A 13,811-nucleotide genomic window follows, 5' to 3' on the forward strand; every position below is an offset into this window, starting at 1 on the left:
GGTCCGGGTGACGGTGTCGGCGAAGCGCGTCGAGGCCGACAGGTAGGCCTGCACCTGCGCCGCCGAGAGGTCGGGGTAGAGGAGGGTTCTCGGGGGCGGTGCAGGAGGAGCGCTGCGGGACGCTCCTCCCCCGGCCCGTCGCGCGGGGGCGCTCCGGGCCGGGTGGAGAGGCGATCAGCTCGCGAAGGTCCAGGTGAGCGGGAGCGAGGCGGACAGGCCCTGGTAGGCGTTGGTGGCCGACGAGTCGAGGGTCACGGCGATGGAGAAGGGGGTGGAGGTGCCGGGGGTGACCGGGGCGGTGTTGAGGGTCTTGACGGCGGAGCCGGCGAGGGTCGCGGCGGTGCCCGTGAAGACGGTGGTCCCGCCGGAGGTGATCACGACGTTGAGCTTGCCGCAGAAGTCGGTGGCGGAGCCGGAGGCGCCGGCCGCGACGTTGTTGCTCTGCGAGCAGGTGGCGCCGGGGGTCAGCGTGAAGGTGTTGGCGGCGACGGTGCCGGTGTTCTTCAGCGTGATCGCGGTGGTGACGGTCTGGCCGGGGACCATCGTGGTCGATCCGCCGAACTTGTTGATGGTCGCGCAGGTCGCGGTGTTGGTGCTGATCGAGCCGCCGTCGGTGCTGAGGCAGGTGATGGGGCTGGCGCCGGTCGACTTCTCCTCCATGACGAGCGAGCCGGAGGCGGCGGTGTTGCCGGTGTTGGAGATGCTCGCGACGAAGCCGGACAGGGTGCCGGACATTGAGACGGAGAGGAGAGCGGCGGCGGCGATGCTCGTCGCGATGGCGAGGGGAGCGAAGCGGACGCGCTTGGACTTGGCGGTGTGGGTCGACATGGCAGGACTCCTGATCGGGTGGGGCGGGCTGATGCTGAAGGGGGAGGGTCCGGCTGGTGGTCCGCCGAACTCGATTGACCGCTAAGTTACTTGACGACCAAGATACATTGCAATCGTTCTTTCACCCCCTGTCCGGGTGACAGGCCGGGACCCCCGAGGGCGACCCGTACGATGACCCCAGCCCTACCCCGAGAAGGACGAATGACCACCGAGAGACCGACCCCGCGCGACGTCGACCAGGACGCGCCCGCCGTGCAGCTGCGGCAGTCGCTCCGCCTGCTCGAGAACGCGCAGCGGCACCTCCGCGCGAGCATCGCCGCGGGCGTGGGCGTGGGCATCTCGGAGCTCACCGCGCTCGAGGTCCTCGGCGAGTCGCCCGACCTCACGCCGAAGTGGCTGGGCCTCGAGCTCTCCCTCTCGACGGGCGCCGTGACCGCGCTCCTCGACCGGCTGGCGACCGCCGGCCACGTCGACCGGCTCGCCAACCCGCAGGACCGCCGCAGCGTCCTCCTGCGCCTCACCGCCTCCGGGGAGCAGCTGCTCGCGCAGGTGGACGAGCGCTACGACGAGGTCAGCGCGGAGGTGCTGAAGGCCTCCCCCGGGCTGAACGGCATGGCGGACGACCTGGCGCGTGCCGCCGCGGTCATCACCGCGCACACGATCCGCTGATCCGCGCCAGTCGCTAGGAGTCCAGCGCCCGGGTCAGGGTCCAGACGTTGCGCCCCTCCGAGCGCTCGTGCTCGAACGTGGTCGTCAGAGCCTGGATGAGAGCGAGCCCGCGGCCCGACTCCGCGAAGACGTCCGGCATCTCCCGCGGCCCCGTGCCGATGTCCGGCGGATCGGCCGTGTCGACCAGCTCCGCGTGGATCGCGTCTCCCTCGACGCGCACGACGAGGCGGCAGACGATCGTCGTCGTCGACGTCGCGTGCTGGATGACGTTGTCGACCAGCTCGACCAGCGCCGTCTCGACGGCCATGCGGTCGCGGGCCGGCAGGTCCGGCCGCTCGCCCCAGAGCCCGGCGAGCATCTCGTGGACGACCTCGGTGTCGTCCGGGGGCGTGCGGAACCCGACGCTGCGCTCAGTCACGGTACGCGTCGCCGGCCGTGTCGAAGAGGGTGAGCACCCGGTCCAGATTGGACAGCTGCAGCACCATCACGACCTGCTCGCTGGGCGCCGCGATCCGCAGGTCGCCGCCCGCCTGCCGCGCGGTCTTGAGAGCGCCGACCAGGGCGCCGAGGCCGGAGGAGTCCATGAACGTCACCGCGCTGAGCTCGACGACGATGCGGGGGCTGCCCTCGTCGATCGCCCGGCGGACGGCCGAGCGCAGCTCCGGAGCCGAGGCCGCGTTGAGCCGCCCCTCCCCCCGCAGCACGGCGATGTCGGGGGCGATCGTCTCGGTCGTGAACGTCATGCGGGGTCCTTCTCGGCGGAGCGGTCGGCGCCCGTGCGGGTCAGCACGAGGGCGGTGATGTCGTCGGACGCGGAGCCGGAGGCGGCGAGCGCCCTCAGCGCCTGCAGGAACTCGGCGGTGTCGGCGGAGTCGCGGGCGAGGTCGACCGCGCGCGCCAGGGACTGCAGGGTCCCGTCGTAGAGGTCGAGGACGCCGTCGGTGAAGGCCAGGAGCGAGTCGCCGACCGCGAGCTCCACGGTCTGGGTGATCCAGCCGCCGTCCTCCGCGATGCCCAGCGGGAGGCCCAGTGCCGCGAGCCGCTGGAACGAGCCGTCGGCGCGGAGGAGGACGGTGAGCCCGTGGCCCGCGTCGACGAAGTCGATCCGGCCGGACGCGGTGTCGAGGCGCCCGTGGAAGAGGGTCGCGAAGGTCTCGGTGGCCGTGAAGTCGTCGTGCAGCTGGGCGCTCACCGCGCTGACGACCGCGTCGGGGTCGCCGCCCAGGCGCGCCCGGAACGCGGAGCGGATCGACGCGGCCACGATCGCCGCCGCCGTCCCCTTGCCCATCACGTCCACGAGGGTCAGGTCGACCGTCTCGTCGTCGCCGCGCCAGCTGTAGAAGTCGCCGGTGATCGTCCACCGCGGCAGCGAGAGCCCCGAGAGCTCGTAGCCGGCGGGGTGGTGGAGGGAGGAGGGAGCCATCTGCGTCTGCATGTCGGCGGCGCGGTCGCGCTCCGCCGTGTCGCGCAGCTCCCGCTCGACCCACTCGCCGAACTCCTCGAGCAGCTGCCGCTCGTCCGGGGTGAGGCTCCGGGGCACGAAGTCGATGAGGCAGAGGGTGCCCAGCTGCAGGTCGCCCTCGACCGACAGCGGCCGCCCGGCGTAGAAGCGGACGTGCGGGTACCCCGCGACGTGCTCGTGCCCGGCCCACGCCTCGTCGGCGCCGAGGTCCGGCACGACGAAGGTGGTGCGCTTCTCGAGCGTCGCGTCGCAGAAGGTGCCGGCGCGCGGGTAGGCGAGCACGGCGTCCGGACGCTGCGGGGACTTCGTGAACAGCGTGGTGTCGTCGAGGAAGTGGATCTCGGCCACGGGCACGCGGAACAGCTCCTCGGCCATCCGTGTGATCCGGTCGAAGCGCTCCTCCGGAGCCGACCCCATCATCTCGAGCGCCTCGAGCGCCACCAGCCGCGGATCCTGCTCGGCCTCGATCATCCGTGCCCCCTTCCCCCTGCGCGCCGCGCCGGGACTCCCCGGAGCGCACACGCACCTCCGACCGTATCGCCCCGCTTGACGGGTGGGGGACCTTAGGCGCCTCTGTACCCCTCACGGGGTACGGCTGTCGCAGATCGCGCGGTCGGGAGCGTCGGCGGTGGCCGATCCCGGCCGTCCTCGCCTCCGCCTCTTGCCGCCGGACGGAGCGGACCCCTACTCTTCACCCGACGCTCCCCCGGCGACCCGCGAGCACCCGAAGCCCGCAGGCTCGTGGGCGTCGCCTCAGGAGCGCCCGTGCCCACCCAGCCGCGTCCCCTCCGCCGATCGCGCGCGGAGACGAACCGACCCTCTCGATCCGACGCGCCCCGGCGCGGGAGCCCGCTCGCTGCGGCGCTCCTGCTCGTGACCGCCCTGATCCTCCCGCTCGCCGCCGCGCCGACAGCGTCCGCCGTCGACTCGGCGGGCGACGAGTACGACGCGATGCGCCTCGCCCTCGTCGCCGATCTGACGGGCACGATCCCGGGAAGCGGGAGCGTCGGCGGCCTCGCCGCGGCGAAGGGCCGCCTCGTCGCCGAGGCCGAGGGCTACTGGTCGACGCTCGAGACCGACGGCGGCGAGCCCTGGCCCGACCTGGTCACGGGCACCTCGGCGGTGGAGGTGTGGGCCGCCTACAAGCGGGTCACCGTCCTCGCGACCGCGCTGAAGACCCCCGGCACCGCCCTCAGCGGCGACCCGGCGCTCCTCCGCGACGTCGTCACGACCGCCGACTGGCTCTCGGCGAACCGCTACAACCGCTCCACCACCGGCACCTCCCGCTGGTGGGAGCAGCAGATCGGCATCCCGCTCGAGCTGAACAGCATCACCGCCCTCCTCTACCCCGACCTCTCGGCGGCGCAGGTGCAGGCCTACCTGTCGGCCTCGACGCGCTTCGCCGACACCGTCACCCGGACCGGCGCCAACCGCGTCTGGACGGCGGCGGTCATCGCCGGGCGGGCGGTGCTGCTGAAGCAGCCGGCGAAGATCGCGGAGGCGGCCGCCGGCATCGACCCGGCGCTGCGGACGGTGGCGTCCGGCGACGGCTTCCACGCCGACGGCTCCTTCGTGCAGCACAGCGTCTTCGCCTACAGCGGCGGGTACGGGCTCTCGATGCTCGACACCCTCGACGACCTCTACGCGCTGCTCGACGGCTCCCGCTGGGAGATCACGAGCCCGGAGGGGCTCGGCGTGTACGACCGGCTCGCCTCCTCCTTCGCCCCCGTCACCTGGTGCGGCGCCGTGATGTCGACGGTCCGCGGCCGCGAGACGGCGCGGGCGGAGTCGGAGGACGGCGACGTCGGCGTCCAGCTGCAGGCGGCGGTGCTGCGCCTCGCCGACAGCGCCCCTCCCTCGGCCAGGACACGGACGAACGCGCTGGCGAAGAGCTGGCTGGCCTGCAACTCCGGCAGCCCCGTGAGCATCGAGACGGCCGGATCCGTCAGCGACGTCGTGCGCGCGCGGCTCGTCCTCGCCGACACGGGCCTGATCGCGACCCCGATCGGCTCGGGCGTCCGGGCCTTCGCCGGGATGGACCGCTTCACGCGGACCACGGCGACCTCGGGCTTCGCCGTCGGCCTGTCGAGCACGCGGATCGCGCGCTACGAGTCGCTCAACGGCGAGAACCGCAGCGGCTGGTACACCGGCGACGGCGCGACCTCGCTCCACCTGGGCAGCGGGCGCCAGTACGACGACGGCTACTGGGCCACGGCGAACCCGTACCGGATGCCCGGCACCACCGAGGACACGATCGTCCGGAGCGCGGGCGAGGGCGCGTCGTCCCGCCCGACGACGACCTTCACCGGGAGCCTCGAGAGCCCGTCGCGGCGGACGGGGATCGCGGCGCTCGACTTCGACGCGGCGTCGGTGAGCCTGGTCGCGAAGAAGGCCTGGTTCACCTTCGACGACGAGATCCTCGCGCTCGGCTCCGGGATCACGGCGACCGACATGTCCGGGACCGGCTGGGACGGGGCGCGCCGGCGCGCGGAGACGGTGATCGACGACCGCCGCGACGTCGCTCCCGATGCGAGGCTCCGCGTCGACGGCGTCCTCCGCGGTGCGGAGGCGACCGCCACGAGCACCGCCCGCTGGGCCTCGATCACCGGCTCCGCGGAGTCGGTGGGCTACGTCTTCCCGTCGCCGATCGCCCTGACCGCGCAGGGACGGACCCGCACCGGAGCCTGGAGCGCCGTGAGCGCCGCCGGTCCGACGGCGCCGGTGACCGGCCACTACTACTCCCTCACGACGAGCCACGGCACGAACCCGACCGGCGCCTCCTACGCGTACACGGTCCTCCCCGGCGCCTCCGAGGCGGCGACCGCCGCGTACGCGGCGGACCCGGACGTGACCGTGCTCAGCAACACACCCCAGCTGAGCGCCGCCCGCGACCGCTCGACCGGCACCGTGAGCGCCGTGTCGTGGAAGGCCGGGACCACGAGCCCCGTCCTCGTCGGAGGCACCCGGGTCGCGAGCATCACCGGCGCCGGACTGGTCTCGATCCGGGAGGACGCGGACACGGTGACCGTCTCGACCGTCGACCCGACGCAGGTCTCGACGAGCGCGCTCACCGTGACGCTCGCGCGGCCGACCGCGGGCACGGTGTCCTCGAGCGCCGCCCTGAGCGTGACGAGCAGGACGAGCACCGCGACGACGATCACGTTCCGGCCGAGCGGGCTGAAGGGAGCGACGGCGTCCATCGTGCTCGCGAAGAGGGCCGCCACTCCGGTGCCGACGGCCACGCCCACGCCGACCGCCACCGCCGCGCCGACCTCGACGCCGACCGCCACCGCGACTCCGCTCGCCGCCGTCGGGGCCGGCACCCACCAGAACGGCTCGCCGGCCGTCGCCGTCACGGGCACCTGGTCCACGACCTCCTCCTCCGCGGACAGCGGCGGAGGCGTCTCCTTCTCGTCGACAGGGGGCGCCTCCGCCACCCTCCGCTTCACCGGCACCGGAGTCTCGTGGGTGAGCCGCCGGTCCAGCACGTCCGGGATCGACGAGGTCCGCCTCGACGGCGTCCTCGTGGCCTCGGTCGACCGCTACAGCGCCACCACCCGCTCCGCCCAGACCGTCTGGACCAGCGGGACCCTGCCCGCCGGCACCCACACCGTCACGATCACCCGCGGCAGCACACGGAATCCGGCGGCGACCGGGGGCAACCTGATCCACGACGCCTTCGTCGTGAGGGGCTGACGGCCCGGCTATCACCGGCCGCGGTGCCTGGCCAGGCCCTCGCCCGGCGGCGGGCGGGCCCGTAGCGTCGCCCGGACCGATCGACCCGCCGGGGTCACGACGAGAGGACGCGCCATGAGCAGCACGAGCGACATGATCCGGAGCCACCCCGAGGAGCTGCGCGGCGTCGATCCGGAGGTCCTGGCCGAGTGCATCGACGCGTGCGGCGCCTGCGCGCTCACCTGCACCGCCTGCGCCGACGCGTGCCTCGGCGAGGAGTCGGTCGCCGAGCTGGTCCACTGCATCCGCACCGACCTCGCCTGCGCCGACGTGTGCGCCGCGACCGGCGCCGTGCTCTCGCGCCGCGGCGTCGTCGGATCCGCGGCCGTCCGCGCCCTCGTCGAGGCCTGCCTCCTGGCCTGCCGCGCCTGCGCCGACGACTGCGAGCAGCACGCCGAAATGCACGAGCACTGCCGGATCTGCGCCGAGGCCTGCCGCCGCTGCGAGCAGGCGTGCGAGAGGCTGCTCGCGCAGCTCTGAGCGCGGGCGCCACCGCGGGACACCTCCCCCACCGGACTCGACGGGCGGCTGTCAACCGTCCTGCCCTGAGCGTCCGGCGCTCCTACGGTCGGTGGCGAGCACGGCGTCGTCGGGGCTCGGAGCGATCGCAGGCGGTCCTTCCGTCCCCGACGATCCGCAGACGCTCGAGATGGAGGACGACCGTGGCCCAGACCAGCACCGAGCGCGACCGCACCGCGCCCGACCCCGACGACTCCCGCAAGCCCGACGGACCGACCGAGGTCACCAAGCGCTCCTGGGGCTACGTCCTCAAGAAGACGCTCCGCGAGTTCGGCGCCGACCAGTGCACCGACATCGCGGCCGGCCTCACCTACTACGCCGTCCTCGCGCTGTTCCCCGGGCTGCTCGCGATCGTCTCGATCCTCGGCCTCTTCGGCCAGGCCGAGACGACGACCTCGACGGTCCTCGACCTGCTCGGCGGTTTCGTCTCCGCCGACGTCCTCGACACGGTCCGCGGCCCCCTGCAGGAGCTCACCTCGGCCCCCGCCGCCGGACTGGCCTTCGTCACCGGTGTCCTCGGCGCCCTCTGGTCCGCCTCCGGCTACGTCGGCGCCTTCGGGCGCGGGATGAACCGCGTCTACGAGATCGACGAGGGCCGCCCGATCTGGAAGCTGCGCCCCACGATGCTCGCCGTCACCCTCGTGACGGTCCTCCTGCTCGTGATCGCCGGGCTGATCCTCGTGCTCAGCGGACCCGTCGCGCAGACCATCGGCGACGCCGTCGGCCTCGGCGAGGTCGCCCTGACCGTGTGGAGCATCGCCAAGTGGCCGGTGCTGATCGCGATCATGGTCGTCATCGTCGCGGTCCTCTACCACTGGTCGCCGAACGTGCGGCAGCCGAAGTTCCGCTGGACCAGCATGGGCTCGATCCTCGCCCTCGTCGTCTGGGCGCTGGCCTCGGCCGGCTTCGCGTTCTACGTCGCCAACTTCAGCAACTACAACAAGACCTACGGCGCGCTCGGCGGCGTGATCGTCTTCCTCCTCTGGCTCTGGATCACGAACCTCGCCCTGCTCTTCGGGGCCGAGTTCGACGCCGAGCTCGAGCGCGGCCGCCAGCTGCAGGCGGGCATCGAAGCCGAGGAGCACATCCAGCTGCCGCCCCGCGACACCCGGCAGAGCGAGAAGAAGGCGGAGAAGCACGCCGAGGACGTCGCCGACGGCCGCGAGCTCCGCGAGAGCGCCGGGCGCCCCGAGCGGTGATCCCGATCGGGCGGGACCTCCCGGCCCATTAGGGGCACCGCCTTCCCAGGGCAACCCTCTTGAGGCCCCGCGGGCGGCGCGCGGAGGCTGGACGCATGCGGAAACTGCACTACTCCAGCGGCCACCTCCTCGTCGGCGACCTGACCTGCAAGGCGGTCCTCCGATACGCCCGGGCCCTCGCGGACGTCAACAAGTCGGACGTCGTCTCGGTGCCTGTCCTGACCGAGGGCGGCGGCCGCGCCTACGCCCACCTGCTGATCGGGCCGGCGAGCCAGCTCTGGTCGCTGCCGATCGACAGCAGCGAGGTGGAGGAGCCGGACGACGCGGAGGTCATCGCCCACATCGAGCTCGAGACGCGCCGCATGCAGCCGGCCCGTCCCTCGTGGAGCGAGGAGATGACGGACATCCCGCCGCTGGACTTCCTCGAGTACACGGACATCGCCGACCTCGAGGACGCCCGGCGCGACCCGACGGACTAGGCCGCCGCCGGCTCCTCGGTGGAGCGGGAGTCGCTGAGGGACAGCGAGCCGATCGTCGCGATCACGCCGACGAGGACCGCCACGACCAGGAAGGCGACCCGCTCACCCGCGAAGAAGCTCCGGACGAGGTCCGCGCTCCACGCGCCCGCCGGGAGGGTGGTCGCCACCAGTGCGGCGATCAGCGTGCCGACGACGGCCGTGCCGATGCTGGTGCCGATCTCCTGGGCCGTGTCGTTGAGCGCCGCACCGATCGACGTGCGGTTCGCGGGCATCGCCTCGACGAGGGCGACGGCGCAGATGGTCATGATCGTCCGCAGGCCCACCGTCATCACGACCATCATCACGGCGATCGCGAGGTAGCCCCGGTCCACCGCCCAGGACATCCCGAGCAGCGCGCCGACCAGGAGCCCGGTGCCGATCAGGCAGGCCGCGCGGTGCCCCAGCTTCGCGGCGAGGCGCTCGGTGACCGGAGTGGCGGCGAGCATCGTGACGATGACGGGCAGGTTCGCGAGGCCGGCGCGCACCGGGCTCCAGCCGTAGGCGTACTGGAAGTGCAGGATCAGGCCGAACAGGACGCTCGCGAAGGCGACCGAGGCGCCGAGCTGCGTGAGCGCCGCTCCCCGCGCGGGGCCGGCGCGGAAGACCGCGAGGTCGATCATGGGCGAGACGGCGCGGCGCTCGCGGACGACGAATCCCGCGACGGCGGCGACGGTGCCCGCGGCGCAGGCGATCGTGAGGAGCGACAGCCAGCCGTTCTCGACTCCGCTGGTGAGCGTGTAGCAGCCGAGCCCCACCGCGGCGACGGTGAGGGCGGTCCCCGGCAGGTCGAGCCGACCGGAGGTGAGGTCGGCGCGCTGGTCCGCGGGGACTCCGAGGCGCACGCCGATCCAGCCCAGCAGCGCGATCGGGGCGTTGACGACGAGCAGCCACTGCCAGCTGACGGTGCTGAGGATCGAGCCGCCGAGGAGGGGGCCGAGGACCATGCCGGACATCCCGACGATCATCACGATCGTGATCGACCGCATGCGGAGCCTCTCGTCGTCGAAGAGCCGGAACACCAGCGACATCGTGACGGGCGCCATGGCGGCCGCGGCGCAGCCGAGCGCCGCGCGGAGGGCGATCAGCTGGCCGATGTCGGTGACGAGGACGACGGCGAGGCTGATCAGCCCGAACGCGGCGAGGCCGGTGAGGAGCACGCGGCGGCGGCCGAACCGGTCGGCGGCGGACCCGGCTGTCAGCAGCAGCCCGCCGAAGGTCAGGGAGTAGGCACCGGTCACCCACTGCAGTCCGGCGGTCGACCCGTCGAGTGAGCGTCCGATCGTCGGGAGGGCGATCGAGAGCAGCGTGTTGTCGACCATCTCGACGAAGAACGCGAGGCAGAGAGCGGCGAGCGGGAGTGCCGCGGAGCGGAGGGAGGTGTGAGCGCGGGACTCGGCGGAGGTGGTCGTCGGAGCGGACATCGAGGCGCCTTCCCATCGAACGCCGTTCGACTCTCGTACGGCGTTCGATAGTATGGAACGCTGTTCGGTAAGATGCAAGCCATGCCTGCAGATCGCCCGACGGAGACCGCTGCCGCGCCCTCCCCCGCCCGGGGCCGCCGCCGAGCGTCGCACTCGCTCGACACCGTGCTGGCCGAGGCGATCGCGATCCTCGACGAGTCCGGGGAGTCGGCCCTCACGTTCCGCGCGCTCGCGGCCCGACTCGGCGGCGGCGTGGCGAGCATCTACTGGTACGTCGGCAGCCGCGACGAGCTGCTGGAGCGGGCGACCGACGAGGTCATGGGTCGGGTCCTCGCAGACAGCGAGCCGCTCACCCACGGGCCGGACCCGATCGACAACGTCCGCGCCGTCGCACTGGCCCTCTTCGACGAGTGCGTCCGCCGACCCTGGTTCGGCCTCTACATGCTCCGCACGACCGGGGTGCAGCCCAACTCGATGGCGATGTACGAGCGCCTCGGGCAGCAGCTCATGGCTCTCGACCTGACGCCCCGGCAGCGGTTCCACGCCGTGTCGTCCATCGTCAGCTACGTCGTCGGAGTCGCGGCCGACCTGGCGCAGCCGCCGCCCCGCGAGTTCCTCGAGAGCGGGATGGAGAGGGGCGAGTTCCTCGAGCACCTGGCCGACCGCTGGCGCGCCCTCGATCCGGAGGAGTTCCCCTTCGGCCACCACGCGGCCGACGTCATGGCGACGCACGACGACCTCGACGTGTTCCGCTCCGGCCTCGACCTGCTGCTGGCCGGGCTCCGGCTGCAGGCGGGGCGGGGCTGAGGCCGGGTCAGCTCCCCGAGGTCCGCCGGATCGCGACCACGGTAACGTCGTCCGCCAGCAGCCCCTCGGCCGCCACGCGGGTGACGCCGGTGACCGCGGCGGCGGCGGTCGCAGGGGCGGCGACGGCCGCGTCGGCCACCCGGTCGAGGGCGGCGAGGGAGCCGTCGAAGAGGTCCAGCACGCCGTCGCTGCAGATCAGCAGCAGGTCGCCGGGGTGGAGCCGGAGGCCGGTCGGCTCCCACTCCTGCGTGCCGAGGAGGCCGAGCGGCAGATGGGCGGAGGGGATGCGCTCGCGCGAGCCGTCGGCGCGGCAGACGATCCCGAGTCCGTGCCCGGCGTCGACGAGCGCGATGTCGCCGGTCGAGGCGCCGAGCCGCAGGTGGAGGAGCGTGACGAACGCGTCGTTCGCCGACAGGTCCGGCTCGACGACCCGGTCGATGAGCGCCATCGTCGCCGCGGGGCCGAGAGCGGGAGGAGTGACGCGCAGGGCGGCGCGGACCGTGGCCGCGATCATCGCGGCGCCGACCCCCTTGCCCATCACGTCGGCGACGGTGACGGCGAGCCCGTCGGGCGTGCAGCGCCAGTCGAAGAAGTCGCCGCTCACCGTCCCGCTCGGCACGCAGGCGCCGGCGACGTCGTAGCCCGGGAGGTCCGGGACCGAGCGGGGCTCGAGCCGCCGCTGCACCCTCTCGCCGTCGGCGAGCTCCTGCCGCGAGCGGGCGGCGCCGGCGGTGAGCATCTGCGCGACCTGCTCGCCGCTGAGCGACGCCATGCTGAACGACACCACGACCAGCAGCACCAGCGTGATCAGCGTGGTGGTCGGGGTCCCGAACCAGGTCGCGAACAGCTCGCTGCGCAGCCCCGCGGCCAGGAACACGGCGAACCGGAGCGCGTAGTAGAGGGAGAGGGCGCCGGAGCTGAGCAGCAGCGGCCAGCGCGTGCGCGAGCGTCCGGCGCCGAGCAGCGCGATCTCGCGGGTCGACAGGCCGATGAGGAGCGCCATCGAGGCGAGGTAGAGCGGCCCTCCCGACCAGTCGTTGACGGCGGGCGAGTCGAGGCTGGACACGCCCGTCACCACCACGGTCGGAGCGACCACCAGCCACCACGGCGTCGGTCGGCCGAGGAGGGAGCGGCTCGCCGCCCAGACCGCGGCGGCGCCGGCCACGATGAGCCCGTTGCCGAGCGGATTCGCCCACACCTGGTCGGCCGTGCCGTCGCGGAGGTAGGCGAGCGAGCCGCCCATGAACAGCGCGAGCGCCGTGCACCACCAGAAGCTGAAGGACGAGCGCGTCGACCGGTAGGTGACCAGCGCGAACAGCAGGAAGAGGGTGAGGGCGGTGACCCCGAAGGCGACGCGGAGGGTCGTGGCATCGAGCAAGGCGGGTCCGTGGCCCTTCCAGGAGACCGAGCGGCGGAGCGGCGGACGGGCGCCGTGATCAAGGGGATCCTGGCACGGCGCGCGGGCCGCTCGGGGCGCGCCGTGGAGGCCGGCCCCGGGGATCCGCGGCAGTGCGGCCCGTCCGCCCACCCGACGGGGGGAGCAGGAGGGGGGGCTCGCACGTTCGAGGAGAGACCACCGCCCTCGCGCTCGATACAGCATCGCGTGTACCGTCGCTCCCGTGCTCGCCACCGCGACCCTCACCCACTCTGCTGCTCTCGCGCGCCTCGGATCCGCCCTGGCCGACGAGACGCGGTCCCGGATCCTGCTCGCGCTGCGAGAGGCTCCGGCCGTCCCCTCCGACCTCGCGGACGCGCTCGGGGTCTCGCGGCAGGTGATGTCGAATCAGCTCACGTGCCTGCGCGGATGCGGGCTGGTCGAGGCCGTGAAGGACGGCCGGTACACCTGGTACCGGCTGGCCGAGACCCGGATCGCCGGGGCGCTCGACCACCTGCTCCGCCTGGCCCTGGTCGTCGATCCGGACTGCTGCTCCGGCGACGACTGCCGCTGCGCATGACCGCCCTGCGCGCTCCGCTCCTCCCCGCCCGCCGCCGCGTGCTGCAGAGGCGCATCCGCTGGATCGTCGGCGCGACGATCGGCTACAACGTGGTGGAGGGGATCGTGGCCCTCGCCGCCGGGACGGTCGCCTCGTCCACCGCGCTCGTCGCCTTCGGCCTCGACTCCGTGGTGGAGGTGCTCTCCGCCGCGGCCGTCGCCTGGCAGTTCTCGGGCCGCGATCCGGAGGCGCGCGAGCGCACCGCGCTGCGGGTGATCGCCGTCTCGTTCCTCGGCCTGGCCGCGTTCGTCGCCGTCGACTCGGTCCGGGCGCTGCTCGGATTCTCGGAGGCCCAGCACTCCCCCGTCGGCATCGTGCTGGCCGCCGTCAGCCTGCTGGTGATGCCCGCGTTCTCCCTGCTCGAGCGCCGGACCGGCCGCGAGCTCGGCTCGGCCTCGGCCGTCGCGGACTCGAAGCAGACGCTCCTCTGCTCGTACCTCTCCGCCGCCGTCCTGGTGGGCCTGCTGCTGAACAGCACGCTCGGATGGACGTGGGCCGACCCCGTCGCCGGCCTCGTGATCGCCGCGGTCGCCGTCCGCGAGGGCCTGGAGGCCTGGCGCGGCGAGTCCTGCACGACGCCGATCTCCGCGCTGACGAGCGAGGACTCCGAGGCCTGCGGCTGCTGCTGACGGGGGCGGGACGGCGCGGCGCACATCGGC

14 protein-coding genes are annotated in these 13,811 nt (G+C 73.3%); 8 read left to right on the forward strand and 6 right to left on the reverse strand.

The annotated features are described in order from the left end of the window. Positions 1-174: 174 nt before the first annotated feature. Entirely contained in the window at positions 175-828 is a 654-nt protein-coding gene (locus C5C33_RS18560; protein WP_104234050.1) for a hypothetical protein, read from the reverse strand. Between the two features lie 201 nt (positions 829-1,029). On the opposite strand from C5C33_RS18560, the gene C5C33_RS11925 reads away from it, so the two are divergent. After that, entirely contained in the window at positions 1,030-1,497 is a 468-nt protein-coding gene (locus C5C33_RS11925) for a MarR family transcriptional regulator (RefSeq protein WP_104224277.1), read from the forward strand. A gap of 13 nt (positions 1,498-1,510) precedes the next feature. Here the strand turns inward: C5C33_RS11925 and C5C33_RS11930 are convergent, their stop codons facing one another. Genes C5C33_RS11930 through C5C33_RS11940 form a run of 3 tightly spaced genes read right to left on the reverse strand, consistent with a single transcriptional unit; the run spans position 1,511 to position 3,430 of the window. After that, positions 1,511-1,915, reverse strand: a complete 405-nt coding sequence (locus tag C5C33_RS11930; RefSeq protein WP_104227126.1) for an ATP-binding protein — start codon at positions 1,913-1,915, stop codon at positions 1,511-1,513. Continuing rightward, on the reverse strand, positions 1,908-2,240 hold the full coding sequence (locus C5C33_RS11935; protein WP_104224279.1) for an STAS domain-containing protein: 333 nt from the start codon (positions 2,238-2,240) through the stop codon (positions 1,908-1,910). The genes C5C33_RS11930 and C5C33_RS11935 overlap by 8 nt, the downstream gene beginning before the upstream one ends. Next, the gene (locus tag C5C33_RS11940) at positions 2,237-3,430 is read right to left on the reverse strand and encodes a PP2C family protein-serine/threonine phosphatase (protein ID WP_104224280.1); all 1,194 of its coding nucleotides are present in this window, start codon (positions 3,428-3,430) and stop codon (positions 2,237-2,239) included. Before C5C33_RS11940 ends, C5C33_RS11935 begins: the two co-directional genes overlap by 4 nt. Before the next feature lie 402 nt (positions 3,431-3,832). On the opposite strand from C5C33_RS11940, the gene C5C33_RS11945 reads away from it, so the two are divergent. From C5C33_RS11945 to C5C33_RS11960, 4 genes are all read left to right on the forward strand, one after another. Further along, positions 3,833-6,655, forward strand: coding sequence for a polysaccharide lyase 8 family protein (locus C5C33_RS11945; protein WP_146085778.1), 2,823 nt, complete (start codon positions 3,833-3,835; stop codon positions 6,653-6,655). Positions 6,656-6,769: 114 nt separating this feature from the next. Continuing rightward, positions 6,770-7,174 carry a four-helix bundle copper-binding protein gene (locus C5C33_RS11950; RefSeq protein WP_104227130.1) on the forward strand — a complete coding sequence of 135 codons (405 nt, stop codon included), beginning with the start codon at positions 6,770-6,772 and terminating at the stop codon, positions 7,172-7,174. Between the two features lie 182 nt (positions 7,175-7,356). Then, positions 7,357-8,412, forward strand: a complete 1,056-nt coding sequence (locus tag C5C33_RS11955; RefSeq protein ID WP_104261203.1) for a YihY/virulence factor BrkB family protein — start codon at positions 7,357-7,359, stop codon at positions 8,410-8,412. 95 nt (positions 8,413-8,507) lie between these two features. Beyond that, the gene (locus tag C5C33_RS11960; RefSeq protein WP_104261204.1) at positions 8,508-8,891 is read left to right on the forward strand and encodes a hypothetical protein; all 384 of its coding nucleotides are present in this window, start codon (positions 8,508-8,510) and stop codon (positions 8,889-8,891) included. On the opposite strand, the gene C5C33_RS11965 is transcribed toward C5C33_RS11960, so the two are convergent. Then, entirely contained in the window at positions 8,888-10,351 is a 1,464-nt protein-coding gene (locus C5C33_RS11965) for an MFS transporter (protein ID WP_104261205.1), read from the reverse strand. The two genes, C5C33_RS11960 and C5C33_RS11965, sit on opposite strands and share 4 nt — an antisense overlap. 81 nt (positions 10,352-10,432) lie before the next feature. Between C5C33_RS11965 and C5C33_RS11970 the strand changes: the two genes are divergently transcribed. Beyond that, positions 10,433-11,158 (forward strand): TetR/AcrR family transcriptional regulator, encoded by a 726-nt coding sequence (locus C5C33_RS11970; protein ID WP_219812210.1) that lies wholly within the window; start codon positions 10,433-10,435, stop codon positions 11,156-11,158. A 7-nt stretch (positions 11,159-11,165) separates the two neighbouring features. Here C5C33_RS11970 and C5C33_RS11975 read toward each other — a convergent pair whose 3' ends face one another. Then, positions 11,166-12,536, reverse strand: coding sequence for a PP2C family protein-serine/threonine phosphatase (locus C5C33_RS11975; RefSeq protein WP_181136240.1), 1,371 nt, complete (start codon positions 12,534-12,536; stop codon positions 11,166-11,168). A gap of 241 nt (positions 12,537-12,777) precedes the next feature. Between C5C33_RS11975 and C5C33_RS11980 the strand changes: the two genes are divergently transcribed. Together C5C33_RS11980 and C5C33_RS11985 are read left to right on the forward strand one after the other, a co-directional pair. Beyond that, a complete protein-coding gene (locus C5C33_RS11980) occupies positions 12,778-13,113 on the forward strand; it encodes a helix-turn-helix transcriptional regulator (protein ID WP_104261207.1) in 336 nt (111 codons plus the stop codon). Beyond that, positions 13,110-13,781: a cation diffusion facilitator family transporter gene (locus tag C5C33_RS11985; protein WP_104261208.1), complete on the forward strand. Its 672-nt coding sequence runs from the start codon at positions 13,110-13,112 to the stop codon at positions 13,779-13,781. The genes C5C33_RS11980 and C5C33_RS11985 overlap by 4 nt, the downstream gene beginning before the upstream one ends. Positions 13,782-13,811 lie beyond the last annotated feature (30 nt).

The organism is Rathayibacter sp. AY1H3 (assembly GCF_002932015.1).

Excerpts from the sequence above, each read along its gene's own strand:
- C5C33_RS18560 (WP_104234050.1), bottom strand. The coding sequence starts at position 828 with ATGTCGACCCACACCGCCAAGTCCAAGCGCGTCCGCTTCGCTCCCCTC.
- C5C33_RS11925 (WP_104224277.1), top strand. The coding sequence starts at position 1,030 with ATGACCACCGAGAGACCGACCCCGCGCGACGTCGACCAGGACGCGCCC.
- C5C33_RS11935 (WP_104224279.1), bottom strand. The coding sequence starts at position 2,240 with ATGACGTTCACGACCGAGACGATCGCCCCCGACATCGCCGTGCTGCGG.
- C5C33_RS11940 (WP_104224280.1), bottom strand. The coding sequence starts at position 3,430 with ATGATCGAGGCCGAGCAGGATCCGCGGCTGGTGGCGCTCGAGGCGCTC.
- C5C33_RS11950 (WP_104227130.1), top strand. The coding sequence starts at position 6,770 with ATGAGCAGCACGAGCGACATGATCCGGAGCCACCCCGAGGAGCTGCGC.
- C5C33_RS11960 (WP_104261204.1), top strand. The coding sequence starts at position 8,508 with ATGCGGAAACTGCACTACTCCAGCGGCCACCTCCTCGTCGGCGACCTG.
- C5C33_RS11965 (WP_104261205.1), bottom strand. The coding sequence starts at position 10,351 with ATGTCCGCTCCGACGACCACCTCCGCCGAGTCCCGCGCTCACACCTCC.
- C5C33_RS11970 (WP_219812210.1), top strand. The coding sequence starts at position 10,433 with ATGCCTGCAGATCGCCCGACGGAGACCGCTGCCGCGCCCTCCCCCGCC.
- C5C33_RS11985 (WP_104261208.1), top strand. The coding sequence starts at position 13,110 with ATGACCGCCCTGCGCGCTCCGCTCCTCCCCGCCCGCCGCCGCGTGCTG.